Origin of the sequence: Serratia sarumanii (assembly GCF_029962605.1) — a bacterium.
In the GTDB taxonomy this organism is placed as follows: domain Bacteria; phylum Pseudomonadota; class Gammaproteobacteria; order Enterobacterales; family Enterobacteriaceae; genus Serratia; species Serratia sarumanii.
The window spans coordinates 4987205-5008139 of the sequence record NZ_CP124750.1 but is presented as its reverse complement, the minus strand read 5'-3'; the positions used below and the strand labels follow the sequence as shown (position 1 = coordinate 5008139).

The window sequence follows — 20935 nt, the reverse complement described above, 5'->3', positions numbered from 1 at the left end:
ATTTGGATCTTTTTCCTTACATGGAGTACCTGGATGTTTCATCTTGATACTTATGGCACGTTAGTCGCGGCGACGCTGGTTTTGCTCCTCGGGGGCAAGTGCGTCAGAACCATTCCTCTGCTGCGAAAATATACCATTCCCGCTCCCGTCGCCGGCGGTTTGCTGGTGGCCCTCCTGCTGTTAGCCCTGAAAAAGCTCGTCAACTGGGAAATCAGTTTTGACATGTCGCTGAAGGATCCGCTGATGCTGGCCTTCTTCGCCACCATCGGCCTGAACGCCAACCTGGCGCGTTTGCGCGCCGGCGGCAAGGTGCTGGTGGTGTTCCTGTTCGTGGTGCTGGGGCTGCTTATCGTGCAGAACGCCATCGGCATCGGCATGGCGAAAATGCTGGGGTTGGATCCGCTGATGGGCCTGATCGCCGGGTCGATCACCCTGTCGGGCGGCCACGGCACCGGGGCGGCCTGGAGCAAGCTATTCATCGAGCGCTACGGCTTCGAGAACGCCACGGAAGTCGCCATGGCCTGCGCCACCTTCGGCCTGGTGCTGGGCGGCCTGATCGGCGGCCCGGTGGCGCGCTATCTGGTCAAGCACTCCTCCACGCCGGAAGGCACCCCGGATGACAGCGTGCAGCCGAGCGGCTTCGAGAAGCCGGAAAGCGGCCGTCTGATCACCTCGCTGGTGATGATCGAAACCATCGCCATGATCGCCATCTGTCTGAGTCTGGGGCAGCTGATTGCCGGCCTGCTGAGCGGCACGGTGTTTGAACTGCCGAACTTCGTTTGCGTGCTGTTCGTCGGGGTGATCCTCAGCAACACGCTGGCCTTCACCGGTTTCTATACCGTGTTCGAGCGGGCGGTGTCGGTGCTGGGCAATGTCAGCCTGTCGCTGTTCCTGGCGATGGCGTTGATGAGCCTGCGCCTGTGGGAGCTGGCCTCGCTGGCGCTGCCGATGCTGGCGATCCTGGCGGTGCAGACGCTGGTCATGGCGCTGTACGCGATCTTCGTCACCTATCGGGTGATGGGTAAAAACTACGACGCGGCGGTGCTGGCTGCCGGCCACTGCGGCTTCGGCATGGGCGCCACGCCGACGGCGATCGCCAACATGCAGGCGATCACCGATCGTTTCGGCCCGTCGCACGTGGCGTTTTTGGTGGTGCCGATGGTGGGGGCGTTCTTTATCGATATCGCCAATGCCATCGTCATCAAGCTGTATCTGCTGCTGCCGGTGTTCCCGGCGGTGGGGTGATATCGCGGGTCATCGCGAAAAGGGCGCCTGCGGCGCCCTTTTTTATGCGTTGGAGTAGCGCGCCTTCTCCGGCAGCCAGCGTTCGATCAGCGCCTGGGCGTGCTCCGGATAGTGCTGGTGGAGATGGCGAGCGACGCGCTGCACTTCGGGGATCATCGCCTGATCGCGCAGCAGATCCGCCACCTTGAATTCGGCGCTGCCGGTCTGGCGGGTGCCCAGCAGCTCGCCCGGGCCGCGGATCTCCAGATCGCGCTGCGCGATGACGAAGCCATCGTTGCTGTCGCGCAGCACCTGCAGGCGCGTTTGCGCAGTCTTGCTCAGCGGCGTTTTGTACAGCAGCACGCAGTGTGAGGCCACGGCGCCGCGCCCTACGCGGCCGCGCAGCTGGTGCAGCTGAGCCAGGCCCAGCCGCTCCGGGTTTTCGATGATCATCAGGCTGGCGTTCGGCACGTCGACGCCGACTTCGATCACCGTAGTGGCCACCAACAGCTGCAGCTCGCCCTGTTTAAACGCCTGCATCACCGCCTGCTTTTCCTGCGCTTTCATGCGGCCGTGCACCAGCGCTACCTTCAGCTCTGGCAGCGCGGTTTTCAGTTCTTCCCAGGTGGCTTCCGCCGCCTGCGCTTCCAGCAGCTCGGACTCTTCGATCAGCGTACATACCCAGTAAGCCTGCCGCCCCTCTTCCAGACAGGCGCTCTTCACCCGTTGAATGATGTCGGCGCGGCGGGTATCGGGGATGGCGACGGTGGTCACCGGCGTGCGGCCCGGCGGCAGCTCGTCGATGACCGAAGTATCGAGATCGGCATAGGCGGTCATCGCCAGCGTGCGCGGGATCGGCGTGGCGGTCATGATCAGCTGATGGGCGTGGAAGCCTTGCTCTTCGCCTTTCTCCCACAGCGCCAGCCGCTGATGCACCCCGAAGCGGTGCTGCTCATCAATGATCACCAGCGCCAGGCCGTTGAACTGCACCTGCTCCTGGAAGATGGCGTGGGTGCCGACCACCATCGACACCTGGCCGCTGGCGATAGCCTCCTGCTGCGCGATGCGCGCCTTGCCTTTCTGTTTGCCGGCCAGCCAGCCGACCTCCAGCCCCAGCGGTTCAAACCACTGACGGAAATTGTTGGCGTGCTGCTCGGCCAGCAGCTCGGTCGGCGCCATCAGCGCTACCTGCTTGCCGTGCGCGATGGCGCGCAGCGCCGCCAGCGCCGCCACCAGCGTTTTGCCGGAGCCGACGTCGCCCTGCACCAGCCGCATCATCGGGAAGTCTTTTTGCATATCGGCTTCGATGTCGGCCACCACGCGCGTTTGCGCGCCGGTCGGCGAGAACGGCAGCTGGGCGAGAAAACGGTTTTTCAGCCGATCGTCCGGCAGCAGCGGCTGCGCCTGATAGCTCTGCGCGCCGGCGCGCACCGCCAGCATGCTGAGGTTATGCGCCAGCAGCTCTTCAAGGATCAGGCGTTTTTGCGCCGGGTGTTTGCCCAGCTCCAGATCCGCCAGCTGGATGTCCGGCGGCGGGCGATGCAGGGTGTGCAGCGCCTGCGGCAGGCTCATCAGGCCGCCGCTCAGCTCCGGCGGCAGCAGCTCGGCGATAGCGCAGGTATCCAGCAGCTCCAGCGCCTGATCGGTTAGCTTGCGCAGCGTAGCCTGCCGCACCCCTTCGGTAGTGGGGTAGACCGGCGTCAGCGACTCTTGCAGCTCAACCTCGCTGGCTTCGCCCTGAATGCGGTATTCCGGATGGATGATTTCCGCGCCGTGGTTGCCGCGCTTGATCTCGCCGTAGGCGGTCACGCGGCGGCCGGTGGCCAGGCTGTTCTTCATTGCGGCGTTGAAGTTGAAGAACCGCATGGTGAGGATGCCGGTGCCGTCGCTGATCTGGCAGGTCAGCATGCGGCGGCGGCCGAAGCTGATGTCGCTGCGCAGCACTTCCCCTTCTACCGTGGCGTAGATGCCCGGCAGCAGATCGTTGATCGGGTAGAGGCGGGTGCGGTCTTCGTAGCGCAGCGGCAGGTGCAGCAGCAGATCCTGAATGGTCTCGAGGCCGAGTTTGGCCAGTTTGCCCGCCTGGCTGGCGCCAACCCCGGAAAGCGTGGTGAGTGGGACAGCATCCAGCAGGCGGCCTTTCATTTGCGCACCGTCGCCTGCATGGCCGCCCACCATTCGGCGCTGGCGACCACCTGGCCCTGCTCGTCAATCTGCGGGCGTGGCAGCCCTTTGCGCTTGGCTACGTTGGCCAGCACCGGGTAACCGCCTTCGAACAGCAGACGCTGCTGCTCTTCTTCATCCAGCATGCTGTTGTCGCGGCGATACAGGCCGGCGTTCTGCCGCTGGCGCTGTGCTTCATACAGGATCAGTGCCGAGGCCACGGAGACGTTGAGCGATTGCACCATGCCGATCATCGGAATGACGATGTCCCGATCGGCCAGCGCCAGCGCTTCTTCGGTGATGCCGGTTTTTTCCTGGCCGAGCAGCACGCAGGTGGGCCGGGTATAATCCACCTCGCGGAAATCGACCGCGCGCGCAGACAGATTGGTGGCCAGAATTTGCATGCCCTGCGCTTTCAGGTGACCGACCGCGTCGCCGATGGAGCGATGGGTTTTGACGCTGACCCAGCTGTTGCTGCCGGCGGCGGAGGAAACCAGGGTGCGCATGCGGGTGGTGGGCCACACGGCGTGGACCTGATGCACGCCGACGGCGTCGGCGGTGCGGATAATGGCGGAGACGTTATGCGGCTTGTGCACCTGCTCCAGGCAGACCGTCAGATCCGGCTGCCGGGTCGCAAGCATTTCACAAATCCGCGCATAGCGTTCAGGACTCATAAGCGCTAGTTTCGGTTGCGGTTAACTTTGATCACATCCGGCATGATACGGATTTTACGCATAATGTTTGCCAAATGGATGCGATCGCGGGTGGTCAAGCGGATAAAGGCGCTATAAACCCGACCGTCTTTCTCTTCGGTGTTCAGGCTCTGAATATTGGACTCGGCCGCGTTGATCGCCGCCGTCAGGTTGGCCAGCGCGCCCTGGTGGTTAAACATATCCACCTTGATCTCGGCGATGAACTCCTGCTCGGTCTCTTTATCCCACTCGACCGCCATGAACTTCTCAGGCTCTTTCTGATAGCCGCGAATATTGCGGCAGGACTCATGGTGGATCACCAGCCCTTTGCCCGGGCTGACGTGAGCGATAATCGGATCGCCCGGAATCGGACGGCAGCACTTGGCGAAGGTGATCAACACCCCGTCGGCGCCCTTGATGGCCAGGTTGCGCACGCCGGAGGATGCGCCCAGGCTGGACTGATCGCCCTGCAGGTTCTTCGCCACCACCACGCTCATGGCGTTGCCGAGGCCGATTTCCGCCAGCAGATCGTCCAGCGTCGCCAGCTTCATACGGTCCAGCTCGTGCTGAATGTTTTCCTGCGGGATTTCGGCCAGCTTGCGGCTGCCGCCCAGCGCGTGGTTGAGCAGACGGCGGCCGAGGCCGACGGAGTCGTCGCGCTTGAGGTTCTTCAGCATCTGGCGAATTTTGGCGCGCGCTTTCGAGCTGACCACGAAGTTCAGCCAGGCGGCGTTGGGCCGCGCGCCCGGCGCGGTGATGATCTCGACGGTCTGGCCGCTGGTCAGCGACTGCGACAGCGGGTATGGCTGACGATCGACGCGCGCGCCGACGCAGGCATGGCCGATATCGGTATGCACCGCATAGGCGAAATCGACCGGCGTGGCGCCGGCGGGCAGCTCGACGATGCGGCCTTCCGGGGTGAAAACGTAAATCTCATCCGGGAACAGATCGGATTTGACGCTCTCGATAAACTCAAACGAACTACCGGCGCTTTGCTGCAGTTCCAGCAGGCTCTGCATCCAGCGCTGGGCGCGGATCTGCGCCGTGGTGCCGGTTTCGCCCTGTTCTCTTTCCTTGTAAGCCCAGTGCGCGGCTACCCCCATCTCAGCCATCTGGTCCATGTCTTCGGTGCGGATCTGCACTTCGACCGGCACGCCGTGCGGGCCGATCAGCGAGGTATGCAGCGATTGATAGCCGTTGGCCTTGGGAATGGCGATGTAATCTTTCACTCGCCCCGGGCGCGGTTTGTACAGGCTGTGCACCTGGCCGAGCACGCGGTAGCAGGTATCGACCTCTTTCACGATCACCCGGAACGCGTAGATATCCATGATGGAATGGAAACGCTGTTCCTTGAGGTGCATCTTGAGGTAGATGGAGTAGAGGTGTTTTTCCCGCCCGCTGACGCGGCAGGCGATGCCGGCTTCGGTCAGTCGCCCTTCGATCTCGGAGAGGATTTTTTGAATCATCTCTTTGCGGTTGCCGCGTGCGGCTTTCACCACTTCCTTGATCACGCGATAACGGTTCGGATACAGCGCCTCGAAGCCCAGCTCTTCCAGCTCGGTCTTCAGGTGATGAATACCCAGACGGTGGGCGAGCGGGCTGTAGATTTCCAGGGTTTCACGCGCGATGCGCCGGCGTTTGTCGGGGCGCAGCGAACCGAGGGTGCGCATGTTGTGCGTACGGTCGGCCAGCTTGATCAGCACGACGCGGATATCCTGCACCATCGCCATGATCATCTTGCGGAAGTTTTCCGCCTGCGCTTCTTTCTTGTCCTGGAACTTCAGCTTGTCGAGCTTGGAGACGCCCTCAACCAGTTCGGCGACGCTCTTGCCGAACAGCTGTTCCATATCTTGATAGGTGGCTGGGGTGTCTTCGATGACGTCGTGCAGCAATGCCGCCATCAGCGTCTCGTGATCGAGACGCATTTCCGCCAGGATGCAGGCCACGGCGACCGGGTGAGTAATGTAAGGCTCACCGCTGGAGCGTGTCTGGCCCTCGTGCGCGTCGCGCGCGACGAGGTATGCCTGTTTGAGGCGCTTAATCTGCTCCTCGGGCAGGTAACGTTGAATCAGCAGATTCAGGCTTTCAAACAGGTACAAGGCGGACTCGCAGTCTAATTAACGACGACCTTCAGCAATCGCGGTAACCGCTTGAATCTCTGCGGCTTCCTGCTCTTGCTGTTCCTGGCGCTCACGCACGTCGAGGATCTGGCTGGTGATCAGGCCTTCTTCGATTTCGCGCAGGGCGATAACGGTGTACTTGTCGTTCTCTTCCGGAACCAGTGCATCTTTGCCGCCGGTCTGGATCTGACGCGCCCGACGAGCAGCGACCAACACCAGGTCAAAACGGTTACCAATTTTCTCTACAGCGTCTTGAACAGTTACGCGTGCCATATTTGTGCTACTCCACAGGTGACGAAAAGACTGGGCATGATACTGAAACTGCCTTCAGTCTGCCAATAGTTTGCTGATTAAAGCGTCATGCCGCAGCAACTGGCGGCCCAAACGCAGGCGTTCGGCGCGAATGATGGTCTTCAGATCGGACAGCGCCAGATCGAAATCATCGTTCACGATCAGGTAATCGTACTCCGCGTAATGCGTCATTTCCGCCACGGCCTGAGCCATGCGCTTGGCGATCACCTCTTCGGAATCCTGCCCGCGCCCGCGCAGGCGTCGGCCCAGTTCTTCCTTCGACGGCGGCAGAATGAAGATGCTGCGCGCCTGCGGCATTTTGGCGCGGATTTGCTGCGCGCCCTGCCAGTCGATATCCAGAAACACGTCCACGCCGGTCGACAATACTTGTTCGATGGCGGCGCGCGAGGTGCCGTAATAGTTGCCGAACACTTCGGCGTGCTCAAGAAACGCGTCCTGCTCGATCATCCGGCGGAATTCGTCTTTCGAGACGAAGAAATAGTGCTCGCCGTGATTTTCACCCGGGCGGCTGTCGCGCGTGGTGTGCGAAACTGAAACCTGCGTGTCGTACAGCGGTTGCGTCTTTAACAAAGCCTGAATCAGACTTGATTTACCTGCGCCACTGGGAGCAGAGACAATATAAAGCGTGCCTTGAGCCATGATGATGTTCGTTGATAACGGTTGATATGCCAATAACAGCGGATGTGTATTTTCTCCGCACAGTATACACGGCTAACGCGCCGGGTGCAGCGTTAGCTCGCATTTTGCCCGCCGCTTTGCGCGGAAAAAGCGGCGAATGAGCGAATTTGCGCGTCGAAGGGCGACATTTCTGCAGTTTTGGTCTCGGCGGCGGCGCGTTGCCGCCCCGAGATCAGTGATCCGGATGCTGGTAGTTGAACACCGGCAGGCCAAGGCGGAAGCGCAGGGCGATCAGGCGCGCGCTCAGGCCGGCGACCAGCGTGAGGATCACCACCAGATTGTGCGGCAGGCTGAGGTGCTGCAGGCCGATATACAGCCAGGCGGCGCTGAAGGAGATGCCGGCGTAGATCTCCTTCTGGAAAACCAGCGGGATACGGTTGCAGAACATGTCGCGCAGCACCCCGCCGAAGACGCCGGTGATCACCGCGGCGATGGCGGCGATAATGGCGCTGTGTCCCATATCCAGGGCCACCTGCGCGCCGATGATGGAGAAGACGATCAGGCCGACGGCGTCGAGCACCAGGAACAGGCGGCGCAAATGGCGCATCAGGGGAGCCACCCAGGTGGTGACGATCGCCGCTATCGCGACGATGACGATGTATTCCGGGTGTTTGACCCAGCCCAATGGAAAATGCCCGAGCAGCATATCGCGCACCGACCCGCCGCCGATCGCCGTGACCGAAGCGATGATGATCACGCCGAACATGTCCATTTGGCGGCGGCCGGCCGCCAGCGCGCCGGTCATGGCTTCGGCGGTGATGCCGATGATATAAAGGATGCTTAGTAACATAAGGGATTCACAGCGTACTTGCGTCAGAATGATGGCCGGCAGGGTAATCGCCGCCGAGGACGCGCGCCACTGAGTTTTTTTCACCGATGGCGTTTCGGATTAATTTAGCTAATCCAAACTCCGTTTTTATTGCCGATAACCAGCCTTTTTTAACATCTGGCTGTTGATTAAAGTATTAGAAATTTCGCGCTGGTTTCCATCGCTGACTATGCTTTTTGCAGCGAATCCTTCAACCGATAAACCGAGACTGCAGATGAAAAACTCCCCGAGATTGGCCGCCGGCGCCGTGGTGGCCGCCTTGCTGCTGAGCGGCTGCGTGGCGCCAGGCCACCAGGCTGTGCCACCCGCCCCGGCTTGCCGCACCGGCGATCCGCTGGTGCAAACAACGCTCTACTTCGGCCTGAATCGCCCGGCGGGGCCGGCGATCACCGCCGCCGAGTGGCAAACCTTTGTCGATAGCCAGGTGACGCCGCGCTTTAAAGACGGGCTGACGGTCTTTGATGCCAAAGGGCAGTGGCTGGGCCACGACGGCAAGCTGGCGCGCGAGAACAGCAAGGCGCTGCTGCTGATCCATGCACCGGGCAAAGAGAGCGAGGCGAATATCGAGGCGCTGCGCAGCGGCTACAAGCAACAGTTTGCGCAGGATTCGGTAATGCGGGTGGATGCGCCGGTGTGCGTGGCGTTTTAAAGCGAACTCCCGGCCCTGCGGCCGGGAGTGGGGATTACAGCACCAGGCCGGCGATGGCCGCCGACAGCAGGCTCACCAGCGTCGAGCCGTAAACCAGCTTCAGGCCAAAACGGGAAACCACGTTGCCTTGCTGCTCGTTCAGTCCCTTGATGGCGCCGGCGACGATGCCGATGGAGGCGAAGTTGGCGAACGACACCAGGAACACCGACAGAATGCCCAGCCCGCGAGGCGACAGTTCCGCCGCGATTTTCTTCAGCTCAATCATCGCCACGAATTCGTTGGCCACCAGTTTGGTCGCCATGATGCTGCCCGCCTTCAGAGCCTCTTCCGCCGGGATACCGATCAGCCAGGCCAGCGGATAGAACACATAGCCGAGGATCTGCTGGAAGCTGATGCCGAGCACCGCGGAGAACAGCGCATTGACGGCGGAGATCAGCGCGATAAAGCCGATCAGCATCGCCGCGATGATCATCGCAATCTTGAAGCCGGCCAGAATGTATTCGCCCAACATTTCGAAGAAGCTCTGATCTTCATGCAGTTTGTTCAGCTTCAGCTCCGGCTCGTCTTCAACCTGATACGGGTTGATGATCGACAGAATGATGAAGGTGCTGAACATGTTAAGGATCAATGCCGCCACTACGTACTGCGCGTCGATCATCGACATGTAGGCGCCGACGATGGAGAGCGATACCGTCGACATGGCGGTCGCGGCCATGGTGTACATGCGGCGCGGCGAGATATCGCCGATGATGCCTTTATAGGCGATGAAGTTCTCCGACTGCCCCAGCACCAGCGTGCTGACGGCGTTGAACGATTCCAGCTTGCCCATGCCGTTGACCTTGGACAGCAAGGTGCCGACCAGGCGAATGATCAGCGGCAGGATGCGGAAATGCTGCAAAATGCCGATCAGGGCGGAAATAAAGATGATAGGGCACAAAACGCCGAGGAAGATGAATGCCAGACCATCCTTGCTCATGCCGCCGAACACGAACTCCGATCCTTGGGCGGCGTAGGCGAGCAGGGTGTCGAAGAAGCCGGCGACGTGTTTGATCACGCTGAGCCCGCTGGCGGAGTGCAGGAAGAAATAGGCCAGCGCGCCTTCGATCACCAGCAGCTGGATGATATAGCGCAGGCGGATTTTCTTGCGATTATTGCTGACCAGCAGCGCCAGGGCGATGATCACCACCAGAGCCATAATAAATTGCAGAATTTGTGGCATAAACGGTCCGTACGGTTCACGGGCAGGAAAAAAACACATTTAGCCACAGCATCGCCGCCCTTTCATTACCTTGCGTGATAATTAGAACAAAATACTTATGGCGTGCGGGATATCTTGCCGATTGTCATCCGCACGCGCTGCTCGGCAGTTTTTCATAAGCTTCCCGGTGGCCGGTTGCCCAGAGGCCTGCCGGCACGCAACCTGATGCAATCGCCGTCACTCGCGTGCAAACGCCTGGAATCTGGCTCGCAACTGGCGCTTTTTCATGGCGTAAAGCGTGGTTTTCTCGAGAGAGGCAGAGAAAAATGCCTGAACAGAGCGCCACGACCGGCGCGTATTTTCTCGGACAAGGAGGCAAACGATGAATACCGGCACGTTGCTCAGGGCGCTGGCCAACGGCGTTAATCCCGACACCGGCGAGCTGTTGAGACCGGCTTCGGCGGCCTGTGCGCCGGAGGCTATCCGCCTTCTGTTCGCGTTGGCCAACGAGTTCGACGGTGAAGCCGAACTGCAGAAAAAAGCCCGGCTGACGCCGGAGGAGAAGCGGCAGAAGAATCTGGCCGAGGGCCGGCCGGCCAATGCCTACTTCCCTTGGCCGGAAGAAGAAAAACTGCGGCTGCGTGAGAGCCATGCGGCCGGGGCGACACTGGAAGCGCTGAGCGATGAGTTCGAGCGCTCAACCTGGAGCATTGCGGTGCAGCTGCAGAAAATGGGGCTGATTGATGAAGAGCAGGCGGCCGCCCATCGCTGATCTTCAGCCATAAAAAAGCCCGCTTGGCGCGGGCTTGATGGCATGCGGGGCAGGATCACTCGATGTTCTGGATCTGAATATCGATTCCATTGTTATTTTCTTTAATAATCAGCGGGTTGATAACAACTAAAGATCTTTAAATCGATATTTACTCCCCGAATCACCCCCCGTATAGTTTACTTAAATATTGAGTTATAGACGGAGAGGATGAGTGAAAAACTGGACAACTGAACATACCAAAGAAATCAAGAAATGGTTAGATATCGACACATATCGTAAGTTCGAAGATCTCACCCTTCTACAGTTATACCACGAGCTGTGGGCCAGAACACTGTTCTTCAAAAGCTACAGGGAGGATTTTGAGGCAAAAGCCCTAATGGGATACTTCGAAAAAATTTTCAGCGGAAATCCATTCTTGATTGAGGAAAAGCAACTTGGCTATATGGCACCGGACAACCGATTGTTTCAACCGCCTCATTTCTTTCTAACTACACTTGAACGACTTGCTGAACTGAGCATCATCGCAATGCAACGGGGCACTTTTGTGTGGCATTGCGATGATAAGTATTCAATCAACGGTGAGCTACAGGAAGAAACTCTCTACGAAAGTTTACCCGACCAATTCCAAAGAACAGTCATGTTAGAAGTTGATCTATCAAGTGGCACAGACGACGAAATTGCGGAATCACTCAAAGCGGCATTACCTCAGTGGCGTAAGTACATGGAAATACAGGAAAACCCTCTGGATTCCGTTCGCTTTGGATATGGAACCATTAAGAAGCTTATCAACTATCGAATCATACCTATGCTCGACATTTTAGTGTGGACAAAGATTAAACAGATTCGTGTATCGGATGATCGCCTGTCTAGGCTGCTTTATACCGATGATGATGATGAAAGTCAGATCAGACTTCACTATCATGTCAAAGATACCGACAGACCACTTGCCCTCAAAGCGACCTCAGTAGACTTCATCAGGCAGTTTTATTACTTCATAAACAAGAATAGTCATTTAAAAAACATGAGAGTTTCAGACACCATGAAACTCTCTGATTCTGAAAAGAGTTAATTTCTATCATTTAGGTGTTCTGAACCTCACTGCTTTTTTTGCCTATTCATTCGTATAGTCGTTTCCATCAAAAACAACACAAGAGGAAACGACTATGAATCAGCACAGCACCCGCCTTATTCGTTTACCAGAAGTTCTGCATCGTACTGGATACGGTAAAGCATGGATCTATCACCTCATCAACCAAAAACGTTTTCCTCCCCCCGTAAAAATAGGTGCTCGTGCCGTTGCTTTCATTGAAAGTGAAGTGGAAGAGTGGATTCAATTAACTATTGATAACTCCAGAAATAATGTGGCCTAAGTGTGGGGGTTAAATGAATATCGAAAAATTTATTAACGATGAAAATCATATGTGCAATCTTAGCGAAGGGATGTTTGATGAAATATTTGACTCTAATGCTATTTATGAACTCCCTGATAATAATTTTACAAAGAAAATCGTATATTGGTTGAGCCAGTATTTAATGGGGAATGTTGTAGATCCAATTAAGGATATAAATCAGCTTGATAAATTTGAAAGATTCTATGTTTATGAAACATGGCTGTCATTAATAAAAGAAACTGAAACATTAAAAACGTTATCAAAAATAATTATCCAACATTATCTTTAATTCATATTAATTATCAAGTTATGTAAAATCCTGTCGTATTATTGACAGATATAATTTACGAAAAAATTTACAGACTAAAATGACCTTATAGTGTTTATAAGGCTTAGAGGTTTATTGGTAAGTATTAGGTGAATAGAATGCTAACTAGATACACCTTATATAAGGTGCGAAAATTTTACGCTGTAATTAATTAAATCATAACGATAAATTTCAATTTCATGATTATTTTTTTTGTAAAAAATAAAATCATGATTTATTAATATTAATGACTTATAGGTAAATGTAAAATTTAAAAAGGATCTTATATGAAAAAATATTCTGTAAATTCATTTGTTTTTAAGAATGGCGAAAGGTTTTGCCATGTGGTGAATAAATTTACTGGGGAGCCAATTTATTACCCTAATCTTTACTTAATTACACAGGTAAGGAACCAATCAAACTCCATCAATACTATGCAATCAATAGCTGGTGGATTGGTTTTACTTCAAAACTTTTTTTCTTTCTTTTCAATAAATATTGAAGAAAGGATACTAAAATTGGAGTTTTTGAGTTTTGATGAAATAACTTCCCTTTTAGATTACATGTCGAAGAGTTTTAAAAAAGGCAAGGTGATTTCTACTTATGTAAAGGGACCTACTAAATATTTCAGGTTTATGGTTATCTGTGATTATATTAAATGGCTTTGCAATGTTATTTTATCTTCATCAAATCATAAAAATGTAGGGGCTGAAATAAATTCATTTATAAATAACTTAAAAAATGAAAGACCGTCTAATACAGACAGATATCAAAAAAACATATCAGATAAGACTCTAACTCAAAGACAGATTGATCTTATTTTTCATATTTTAAAACCAGGTGGAATGGAAAATCCATTTTCGCTCGAAGTTCAGAGTCGTAATCGACTAATTATCCTTTTACTCTATTCACTTGGACTCAGAGCAGGGGAGCTTTTGAATCTCAGGATTAGTGATATCGATCTTTGCCATTCTACAATTGCAATTAGAAGGCGAGCTGATGATAAATCTGATCCGCGATTGTATCAACCCCTTGTCAAGACATGTGAAAGGAAACTCCCTATAGGTGATGTGTTGATGAAAGAAATCTATAAATTTATTACTGGCGATAGAAACAAAGTAAGAAATTCTAAAGGTAATGATTTCCTTTTTATCACAAATAAATCAGGTAAAACAGTTGGTATGCCTTTATCTAAATCAGCATACCATAAAATCATCAAGATAATTAGTAAATCCCATGCAGAGTTAAATGAGTTGAGCGGTCATATGTTGAGACATACCTGGAATTATGATTTTTCTAAAAATATAGATGAAATGGATGAGCGTTTTTCAGAGGAAAGGGAAGCAAAAATCAGAAGTTATATAATGGGGTGGTGCCCTGGTTCAGAAATGGCAAAGATTTATAACAGGAGACATATTGAAGAAGAATCATATAAAACCTCATTATCTTTTCAAAACAAAATGATGGAGAAATTTATAAATGAATAACTCCCGATTTCTTGAGAAACATATACCTTTGGAAGTGAAACATACTGGTTATTATTTTTTCATGGATGATGACAAATGGATTTTAGACAGGGACTCCGTTATTAATACAAATTTGGTATCTTCTGTTCTGCATCCTAAATTGATTGAGGGATACAGGAAAACATTGGCCTTTTATGCCTGCAAGTATAGTCCTCGCTATGCTATAAATGTTAACAGCGCTATGAGCCATTTTGTTAGAATCATGAATCCTTCTTATATTGATGAGTCAACTATTCTGAATTATAAGGATACTCTTTCTAATGTTCGAGTTCAGTATTTAGTTAACCTAAGGTCTTTTTTAAAGAAATGGTACTCATTAGGCTATTATGGTGTTAATGAAAAAACTATAACGCTTTTAAAAGCGATGATCTTAAAAGTCAAAGAATCTGGCTATGTTGTAAAACAGGAATGTCCACAGAGAGGACCATTAACTGATGATGAACATCATGCTTTTAATAATGCACTCAAAATTGCGTATGAGGTTGGCAATATTACGTTATTTGATTTTTCGATAACGATGTTAGTTAGTTTTACCGGAAGAAGGCCATTGCAAATTACTTCTTTAAAATTTAAAGATATAATTCGTGAAGAAACAATCTACGGTGAAATAGGGCAGTTTATAAATTTTCCGAGAATTAAGCAAGGTTTGGGGTTCAGAAAATCTTTTAGAAAACTAATGGTTAGTGAATATGTTTTCAATCTTATTAAAAAGCAGGCTTTTTCTTCGGTAAAAATATTTGAGGGGAAAATTGGAAGGACTCTTACCCAAGAAGAAATAAGCGAAGTTCCTGTATTTCTAAGTAAGATAGATTATGGTTATCTGAAGAACGATAGGAATATCATAGAAAAACTTTCTTCTGATATATTTCATGCTTCTAAAAACATTGTTGATTATATTTTGAATAAGATAGTTAAAGACGAGTCAGTAATATCAATCAGAACTGGTGAAGTCATGAAAATAAATGCACGAAGACTACGCTACACTCTGGGAACAAGGCTTGCCCGTGATGGGGAAAGTATTGATATTATTGCCGAGCTACTTGATCATTCTTCAATAGCAAGTGCAGGTATTTATGTTGAAAATCTACCAGATAATATAAATAGAATAAATAAAGCCGTTTCTGCACGATTGAATTTTTTTGCTAATGCTTTTCTTGGGAAACTTAATGATGGTGTTGTGGATGAGTTGAAAGGATTATTAGTGGAAAAATCTTGTTCATCTTGTATTAACAATCTGAAAATACCATGCCGTAGTTGTGTTTATTTTAGAAACTATAACCGTGTTCTTGAAACTAAAGGATGATTATGATGAATAGTATTGTTTTTAAGTCTCAATCTGATTTAGATGCAGAAAGAAACGTCCAGGATTTCATTTTTTTCTGCCGTGAAAAATTAACAGTTTTCGGCGTGGATCTACAATGGAATGCCTCTATCTGGAAAGGTGTCGCTGTTTTTAGGAAGATAGATAAAGCTAAAGGTGATTCTTTCTTAGATGAAAACTTTATGGATTTCTCTAAAAGCTATGTCCGATACATGCAAGCTTTAAGTCCAGCTAAAAAAACAGGAGCAAAAATTATGGCGCTGAAGTGTCTTGAGAAAGCTCTTTTACAAGTCTGTAAAAATGCACATGTATATAATGTTTCTACCATAGTTCTGGATGAGGCTTTGCAGATAGCCAGTAATTATTATAAGAATGAGGTGCTTTATAAGTGTGGTTATGAGCTTGAAAGATTGGCTTGTTTTTTATCTGAAAATCATTTTGTTAAATTTGGCTATCTGGGTTGGGTCAACCCTATCAAGCTGAAAAATAAAAAAAGCTATCTTCCAGAAAAAGAAGATGAAAACAGGAGAAATAAGCTTCCTGATGAGCAGGCTTTACTTGCTGTCGCTAATATTTTCTCTCAAAAAGATGAAGTTCTCAGCTCAAGAGATCTGTTTACAACATCTGTTTGTGCTTTATTAATGTGCTCACCTAGCCGAGTCTCAGAGATTTTAGCTTTACCTGCTGACTGTGAAATCACGAGGAAAGATAAAAATGGCGTGGGGCGCTACGGGCTTCGTTATTATGCAGCAAAAGGTGGTGGTGCGACTATCAAGTGGATACCTGACGTTATGGTACCTGTTGCCAAGAAAGCGATTAGCAGGCTGCGTGTCCTTTCGGACAATGCCCGCTCTCTTGCTCGATGGTATGAATGCTCACCTGGTAAGTTTTACAGACACTCGCTTTGTCCTAACGTGAATGAAAACGAACCACTCGATGCTATTCAAGTATGCCAGGCTCTTGGTTATCTGCTTAGTGATAAGAAACAATGCATCAATAAGATAAAACGAATCAGTCTGGATGGCGGAATTTCTTTCTTGAATCCGGCAGACGGACATTACACTTTGAGAACACTATGGAAAATGATAACTGACTTATTACCTGAGGATTTCCCTTGGTTCGATAAAGAAAAATCCGTGAAATACAGCAATGCTCTGTGCTTATTGAATCTTAATCAATTAAATGAATCTAAATTAGAAAATAGTTACGTTCTTTACAAACCTACTTACGCCTTATTTTATAATGATATATGTAAATCCAAAAAATCAGTTTCAGGAATGAAAAACATATTTGAACGTTATAATTATTTTGATGCTTCAGGTGAAGCATTTTATTTGCGATCTCATCAGCCAAGACATCTTTTAAATACACTGGCACATTTAGGTGATATGTCTGATTTGGATATTGCCAAATGGTCTGGAAGAGTCAGTATTTTGCAAAATAGAGACTACGATCATACTTCACAAGAGGAAATTCTTGAGAAAATTGGGTTGATGAGGCTGGGAAACCATCGCTATTGCAATCAAAAAGAAGAACAGTCCAATACTCATGACGATGTTGAAGGATTTGTCAAACCAGAGCATGGCGCGATTCATTTAACACCTCATGGTTATTGTATCCATAATTATTTAATTCCACCTTGTAGTAAATTAACTGAAGCTGGGAGTTATATTACGTCAGACTATGACAAAATGACTATGCAAGAGCGCGACGAAATAATAAAAAAACAACGTACACTACATCAATTAGCAAAAAAGGCTATGGATGAGGGTTTTTACGGGGCTGATAAATGGGTTTCATTTCATAATAATTTATTGTCAGCTCTGGAGAAATATACAATATAATAATTTTAGAAACAGGAGGCTGTATGGCAAAACATTTAACAAAGACAGATATCAATAAAATTAAAAATGCAATTCATCTGTGGGATGGTAAATTAACATGGGACGCTCTTTGTGAGGAAGTGAAATCACTTATTGGTAAGAAACCAACCAGACAATCACTAAATATGCATAAAGATATCGTAGATGTATATTTAATGAAAAAGGCAGTAATCAAAGAAGCTAATGTACCTATTAGGAAACCAGCTAATCTGATAATTGCTGCACAGAGGATAAAAAATCTGGAAGCGGAAAATGAAATGCTGAAGAAGCAAAATGCCAGATATAAAGAACAGTTTACACTATGGCAGTACAATTCATATAAATATGGACTTAAGCCACACCAGCTAAATGAGCCATTACGTGCAAAAAACGACAATTAAGTAAATTTATCATTACATGCTGTAAATATATTTTCACTGAGGTATTGATATTTAAACTAATACTGTTATTTATTAATTGTCAGGATGATAAAATTAGTTGCAAGGATGCATATTATGGAAAAACTGAATAGTATGGAACGTTTTCTGATACTCTTTGAACGCTTCATTAAAAAACTCGAAGAGTCCGGGATGTCAGAATCAGATATAATTGATAAATCGTATCTTTTTTGCGTAGGTTTCTATATCAAGTATAAAAAAGACATTGATAATATAGAGTTAGCTAACAGAGATGTAGTTTTATCTTTTATGCTTACCTCTTATTACTGCTTCATAAACAATATAGAAAATAGAGTAGTCGATGCTGATAAAATAAGAAGGATGTGCAGTCTTCTTATTCACTTTATTTTGAATAACAAAACAAATAGTGAAAATGTTTTCATTAACGAAAAAAGAAAGTATGATAGATCTCTGTTGGCTATGAGTTTGAGGAAAAGGGACATCGAGTATAATAAAAGTCATGGGCATAAATAGTATCTTTAACTTTTGAATTTTCAACCTGAAAGCTATGTCGTATCTTCCCCACCGAAAAACGTGGCTTGACTATCATCGATAGATGAACAAGAAGTTCTCTGCAAAACTGGATTCCTCCACACTTCTCAATTACATACCCTTAGATGAACAAAAAAAGCACCCATGAGGGTGCTTTTGCTGCTACTATACGCTTGGACCACAGGTCCTTAAAATAACAATTATAAAGAAGGAGGTGGATTATGCATAATAATCTCACAAACCTGCTAAGGATAGCGATTTTTATCAGCATCCTTTTGTATAGCCAACCGGTTTACTAAGGGGTTGCTGATATATGGCTACCAGTACTAGCTGGTAGCCATATTATTCAACTTATGACGTACCATTTTCCTGTTGTCAAATTTAATTACTTTAAAATGAAAAAATCCTGTATGTCAGCATACAGGCTTAGCGATTATTAAAAGTGTTCTATGCAGCATTTAAATTCTGATCAAAGATCTCCATCCATTGGTTGAGCTGCGTCTTCAAATCATTTAACCCATTACTCGAATTGAAAGCATCATTACGAGGATAGAACCGGATATGCCATTCTGGTTTACGCACGTCTTTTACACGGATAAAGAGACCTGTATCAGCGATGTTTTGACCTAATGTTTTACCGTTCTCTCTGATACTGCTTAATCCAGCACCTGCAACTTCACCACCATAGGTAATGTTGTAGCGCCACTCTTTGATGTCATTAAAAGAATAGGTTTCTTCTCCTGCGCTATTTTTAAGAAATACTTCTTGTTTATTTTTGTCTAACCGAATCACGCAGTCATTGAATTTATGAATATAGATCCCATCATTATTTTCATTCAGATAATTGAATGTAGCATCATTGTTTTTCCTGACGACATATTTGCCATAAGCTGTTGCACATAGCATCGCACTGATAAAAAACAGGGGCACCCAATAAACTGACATGACCTTACTTCCACCGAAATAAGCGACAAGTACAGGGAGTGCAATCGCCAGCATTACACGCTTCATCATGAAGAATTTCATACGATTTTTCCTGTATGATAGAACGATATTAAAAATAGGCTAGTAAAATCAGTCTATTAGCCGATAGTTCCTTCAACGTACATTTTGTACAAAGCTGTAAAGTTATCAAATCATTTGTACCGATCGATATTTTATATTTTAATAGTCTTTGGCTATCATAGGTGTTTAATCGATCGGTTATAACGATCAATTATTTTGTCTTGAAATCAGTAACATAAGGGTTTTTAGGTTGATTTATGCTAAATTTTCAGTCTAAAAATGTTTGTTTTCACAGGTTTTTCAACAGACGGAAGAGATGGTAGGTCTATAGAAAGTGGTGAAGCAGAAAAAATCTTGGGAGGCTGTTTAAACGCCCTTAACAACGGATTACGTAGTTTTTTGACGGTGTTAACTATTTTGTCTACCCAGGGAATGGTTTCTATCCATCGCATCGCTACGTCAACATAGCTTTTACCACGAGTTTTATCATCAACCACAAATGAGACAGCCTCAGGTGAGGCAAGCTGTATGTCTTCCATATCTATTCCAACGAAAAAACTAGATGTCTCGGTTTTTCTGTTAACTATGGTCGGGGAATCAATGATGATGAACGGCTCTAAGTTTTTCCATGAATACTTTTTACCAAGCTGCGAAGCTTTGAATGAAACGTTGTTATACTCAAACGAAAAACCATTCATCCTTCCTGTTGACGCTCTGTTAGGAACAGCTTTTATCTTCTGAGCTGCAAGCTGCTGCACAAACTCTTCTTCGGAAATCTTGCTGGTTATGAGTGTATCTATAGCTTCCTGTATGACTGTTTTAGAGCATAGCTCACCAGTTCTTTTTTCCTGCATCGTTTCATTACGAGTTTTTTTGCGCTTCGGTTTAGGAGAGGGCGAGGTTGATGATGCTTTAGCCTCCGGCCCTTTTGTTCTGGTCAGTGAATAGTCAAGTTCAAGCTGCTGTATTATACGGGTGCTGATAAGGTTCTCATTTTTCCCTAAGTAGAGCTTCCCGGATGTTGCATCAATGCGGCTTGCTACTATATGGATATGTTGACCATCTTTATCATCATGCAGAACATAAGCTCGTAGATGCGTCTCAGAGAACCCCATACGCTTCATATAGTCGTCGGCTAACAGCTTCCATCGTTGTAATGGTAGACTCTCACCAGCAGGCAGACGCAGAGAATTGTGCCATACAGGTTTACTTACATCGGAGCGTAGGAGCTTCGTAGCGTTGAACTCTGCACTTAGTGCTTCTGCGAAGCTTTCTATCACATTGCCACCAACCACACTCGGATCTGATTTGTGGTGCGAAGCAGGTTTTAATAAATAAGAAATAAGGCCATTAAAGGTTTTTCCTCTTTTGATTTTTTGCATTCCCTTCATGAAAACTATTTACCACTTGGCAAATCAGAAGCTGTGAGGCATGAGCGAAGCTCTGATATCTGACGCTTTATAGCGAAGATTTCTGTTTTTGTAAGCTCACCTCCGCTACTTTTAGTATCAAGATGGCATATTAGGTTATTCAGTTTCTGAGATATTTCGGCTAATGATTTCCAGGCTTCTATATTTATTGGTGGAACCATTATGGGAAGCTTATCAAGAGAAGCTAATCTGAGCCATTCACCCTTGCTTTTATCACCACGTTTCGTGTTGAGAAGCTGTAGTTCTTCATGGTTGAATCGGGCGCTGACACAATGGATTCGCAATGATTTTGCTGGGACTTTGTTGTTCTTCTTACAGAATGGTAATGCTATAGTTTCTTTCATAGAAGCTCCTTTTCGTATATTAGGTTTTGTATTACTTTTATTGTGAGCAATTCCGTTGCGGCACTCTGTATATTTATATTTCAAAAATGTGATATGTCAATATTTTGAATTTGACCCAGCTCTTCTTTTTCAACCGTAGGGCGAAAAACAAGGGAACTCAAA

The 20935-nt window shown here is 48.5% G+C and carries 21 protein-coding genes; 11 read left to right on the top strand and 10 right to left on the bottom strand.

Annotation, left to right across the window (positions count from 1 at the left end; all coding sequences use genetic code 11):
* Positions 1-33: 33 nt before the first annotated feature.
* Complete coding sequence (gene gltS, locus SSARUM_RS23685) at positions 34-1245, top strand: sodium/glutamate symporter (RefSeq protein WP_033649747.1); 1212 nt, start codon at positions 34-36, stop codon at positions 1243-1245.
* 42 nt (positions 1246-1287) lie between these two features.
* Here the strand turns inward: gltS and recG are convergent, their stop codons facing one another.
* From recG to SSARUM_RS23655, 6 genes are all read right to left on the bottom strand, one after another.
* A complete protein-coding gene (recG, locus tag SSARUM_RS23680) occupies positions 1288-3369 on the bottom strand; it encodes an ATP-dependent DNA helicase RecG (RefSeq protein WP_033636486.1) in 2082 nt (693 codons plus the stop codon).
* Entirely contained in the window at positions 3366-4061 is a 696-nt protein-coding gene (gene trmH, locus SSARUM_RS23675; RefSeq protein WP_033649746.1) for a tRNA (guanosine(18)-2'-O)-methyltransferase TrmH, read from the bottom strand. The genes recG and trmH overlap by 4 nt, the downstream gene beginning before the upstream one ends.
* 5 nt (positions 4062-4066) lie before the next feature.
* The gene (gene spoT / locus SSARUM_RS23670) at positions 4067-6178 is read right to left on the bottom strand and encodes a bifunctional GTP diphosphokinase/guanosine-3',5'-bis pyrophosphate 3'-pyrophosphohydrolase (RefSeq protein WP_019452189.1); all 2112 of its coding nucleotides are present in this window, start codon (positions 6176-6178) and stop codon (positions 4067-4069) included.
* An 18-nt stretch (positions 6179-6196) separates the two neighbouring features.
* Positions 6197-6472 (bottom strand): DNA-directed RNA polymerase subunit omega, encoded by a 276-nt coding sequence (gene rpoZ / locus SSARUM_RS23665; protein ID WP_004931221.1) that lies wholly within the window; start codon positions 6470-6472, stop codon positions 6197-6199.
* A gap of 54 nt (positions 6473-6526) precedes the next feature.
* The gene (gene gmk, locus SSARUM_RS23660; RefSeq protein WP_033636481.1) at positions 6527-7150 is read right to left on the bottom strand and encodes a guanylate kinase; all 624 of its coding nucleotides are present in this window, start codon (positions 7148-7150) and stop codon (positions 6527-6529) included.
* Between the two features lie 211 nt (positions 7151-7361).
* Entirely contained in the window at positions 7362-7979 is a 618-nt protein-coding gene (locus SSARUM_RS23655) for a trimeric intracellular cation channel family protein (protein WP_025304704.1), read from the bottom strand.
* 253 nt (positions 7980-8232) lie between these two features.
* Here SSARUM_RS23655 and SSARUM_RS23650 point away from each other — a divergent pair, with 253 nt between their 5' ends.
* Positions 8233-8667, top strand: a complete 435-nt coding sequence (locus tag SSARUM_RS23650; protein WP_047569999.1) for a DUF3574 domain-containing protein — start codon at positions 8233-8235, stop codon at positions 8665-8667.
* A gap of 34 nt (positions 8668-8701) precedes the next feature.
* On the opposite strand, the gene SSARUM_RS23645 is transcribed toward SSARUM_RS23650, so the two are convergent.
* On the bottom strand, positions 8702-9886 hold the full coding sequence (locus tag SSARUM_RS23645; protein ID WP_004931212.1) for a NupC/NupG family nucleoside CNT transporter: 1185 nt from the start codon (positions 9884-9886) through the stop codon (positions 8702-8704).
* 361 nt (positions 9887-10247) lie between these two features.
* Between SSARUM_RS23645 and SSARUM_RS23640 the strand changes: the two genes are divergently transcribed.
* The 9 genes from SSARUM_RS23640 (at position 10248) to SSARUM_RS23600 (ending at position 17976) form a co-directional block, all read left to right on the top strand.
* Positions 10248-10637: a hypothetical protein gene (locus tag SSARUM_RS23640; protein WP_033636479.1), complete on the top strand. Its 390-nt coding sequence runs from the start codon at positions 10248-10250 to the stop codon at positions 10635-10637.
* 211 nt (positions 10638-10848) lie between these two features.
* On the top strand, positions 10849-11706 hold the full coding sequence (locus tag SSARUM_RS23635) for a DUF6387 family protein (protein ID WP_282494016.1): 858 nt from the start codon (positions 10849-10851) through the stop codon (positions 11704-11706).
* A 94-nt stretch (positions 11707-11800) separates the two neighbouring features.
* Positions 11801-12007 (top strand): helix-turn-helix transcriptional regulator, encoded by a 207-nt coding sequence (locus SSARUM_RS23630; protein ID WP_282494015.1) that lies wholly within the window; start codon positions 11801-11803, stop codon positions 12005-12007.
* Between the two features lie 13 nt (positions 12008-12020).
* The gene (locus SSARUM_RS23625) at positions 12021-12317 is read left to right on the top strand and encodes a hypothetical protein (RefSeq protein WP_078309530.1); all 297 of its coding nucleotides are present in this window, start codon (positions 12021-12023) and stop codon (positions 12315-12317) included.
* 305 nt (positions 12318-12622) lie between these two features.
* Positions 12623-13822, top strand: coding sequence for a tyrosine-type recombinase/integrase (locus SSARUM_RS23620; RefSeq protein ID WP_282494012.1), 1200 nt, complete (start codon positions 12623-12625; stop codon positions 13820-13822).
* A complete protein-coding gene (locus tag SSARUM_RS23615; RefSeq protein WP_282494010.1) occupies positions 13815-15164 on the top strand; it encodes a site-specific integrase in 1350 nt (449 codons plus the stop codon). Before SSARUM_RS23620 ends, SSARUM_RS23615 begins: the two co-directional genes overlap by 8 nt.
* Positions 15165-15166: 2 nt before the next feature.
* Positions 15167-17026 (top strand): DNA-binding protein, encoded by a 1860-nt coding sequence (locus SSARUM_RS23610; RefSeq protein ID WP_282494008.1) that lies wholly within the window; start codon positions 15167-15169, stop codon positions 17024-17026.
* A gap of 23 nt (positions 17027-17049) precedes the next feature.
* A complete protein-coding gene (locus SSARUM_RS23605; RefSeq protein ID WP_282494006.1) occupies positions 17050-17445 on the top strand; it encodes a hypothetical protein in 396 nt (131 codons plus the stop codon).
* Between the two features lie 114 nt (positions 17446-17559).
* Positions 17560-17976 carry a hypothetical protein gene (locus SSARUM_RS23600; RefSeq protein ID WP_282494004.1) on the top strand — a complete coding sequence of 139 codons (417 nt, stop codon included), beginning with the start codon at positions 17560-17562 and terminating at the stop codon, positions 17974-17976.
* Positions 17977-18441: 465 nt separating this feature from the next.
* Here SSARUM_RS23600 and SSARUM_RS23595 read toward each other — a convergent pair whose 3' ends face one another.
* From SSARUM_RS23595 to SSARUM_RS23585, 3 genes are all read right to left on the bottom strand, one after another.
* Positions 18442-19020: a DUF4755 domain-containing protein gene (locus SSARUM_RS23595; RefSeq protein ID WP_282494002.1), complete on the bottom strand. Its 579-nt coding sequence runs from the start codon at positions 19018-19020 to the stop codon at positions 18442-18444.
* A 239-nt stretch (positions 19021-19259) separates the two neighbouring features.
* Positions 19260-20390: a relaxase/mobilization nuclease domain-containing protein gene (locus tag SSARUM_RS23590; protein WP_282494000.1), complete on the bottom strand. Its 1131-nt coding sequence runs from the start codon at positions 20388-20390 to the stop codon at positions 19260-19262.
* 5 nt (positions 20391-20395) lie between these two features.
* Complete coding sequence (locus SSARUM_RS23585) at positions 20396-20773, bottom strand: hypothetical protein (protein WP_282493998.1); 378 nt, start codon at positions 20771-20773, stop codon at positions 20396-20398.
* Positions 20774-20935: the final 162 nt, after the last annotated feature.

Coding starts and splice junctions, on each gene's coding strand:
- rpoZ (WP_004931221.1), bottom strand. CDS start 6,472: ATGGCACGCGTAACTGTTCAAGACGCTGTAGAGAAAATTGGTAACCGT.
- trmH (WP_033649746.1), bottom strand. CDS start 4,061: ATGAGTCCTGAACGCTATGCGCGGATTTGTGAAATGCTTGCGACCCGG.
- SSARUM_RS23610 (WP_282494008.1), top strand. CDS start 15,167: ATGATGAATAGTATTGTTTTTAAGTCTCAATCTGATTTAGATGCAGAA.
- gmk (WP_033636481.1), bottom strand. CDS start 7,150: ATGGCTCAAGGCACGCTTTATATTGTCTCTGCTCCCAGTGGCGCAGGT.
- SSARUM_RS23645 (WP_004931212.1), bottom strand. CDS start 9,886: ATGCCACAAATTCTGCAATTTATTATGGCTCTGGTGGTGATCATCGCC.
- SSARUM_RS23650 (WP_047569999.1), top strand. CDS start 8,233: ATGAAAAACTCCCCGAGATTGGCCGCCGGCGCCGTGGTGGCCGCCTTG.
- SSARUM_RS23620 (WP_282494012.1), top strand. CDS start 12,623: ATGAAAAAATATTCTGTAAATTCATTTGTTTTTAAGAATGGCGAAAGG.
- recG (WP_033636486.1), bottom strand. CDS start 3,369: ATGAAAGGCCGCCTGCTGGATGCTGTCCCACTCACCACGCTTTCCGGG.
- SSARUM_RS23615 (WP_282494010.1), top strand. CDS start 13,815: ATGAATAACTCCCGATTTCTTGAGAAACATATACCTTTGGAAGTGAAA.
- gltS (WP_033649747.1), top strand. CDS start 34: ATGTTTCATCTTGATACTTATGGCACGTTAGTCGCGGCGACGCTGGTT.
- SSARUM_RS23640 (WP_033636479.1), top strand. CDS start 10,248: ATGAATACCGGCACGTTGCTCAGGGCGCTGGCCAACGGCGTTAATCCC.
- SSARUM_RS23630 (WP_282494015.1), top strand. CDS start 11,801: ATGAATCAGCACAGCACCCGCCTTATTCGTTTACCAGAAGTTCTGCAT.
- SSARUM_RS23595 (WP_282494002.1), bottom strand. CDS start 19,020: ATGAAATTCTTCATGATGAAGCGTGTAATGCTGGCGATTGCACTCCCT.
- SSARUM_RS23655 (WP_025304704.1), bottom strand. CDS start 7,979: ATGTTACTAAGCATCCTTTATATCATCGGCATCACCGCCGAAGCCATG.
- SSARUM_RS23605 (WP_282494006.1), top strand. CDS start 17,050: ATGGCAAAACATTTAACAAAGACAGATATCAATAAAATTAAAAATGCA.
- SSARUM_RS23590 (WP_282494000.1), bottom strand. CDS start 20,390: ATGAAGGGAATGCAAAAAATCAAAAGAGGAAAAACCTTTAATGGCCTT.
- SSARUM_RS23600 (WP_282494004.1), top strand. CDS start 17,560: ATGGAAAAACTGAATAGTATGGAACGTTTTCTGATACTCTTTGAACGC.
- SSARUM_RS23585 (WP_282493998.1), bottom strand. CDS start 20,773: ATGAAAGAAACTATAGCATTACCATTCTGTAAGAAGAACAACAAAGTC.
- SSARUM_RS23625 (WP_078309530.1), top strand. CDS start 12,021: ATGAATATCGAAAAATTTATTAACGATGAAAATCATATGTGCAATCTT.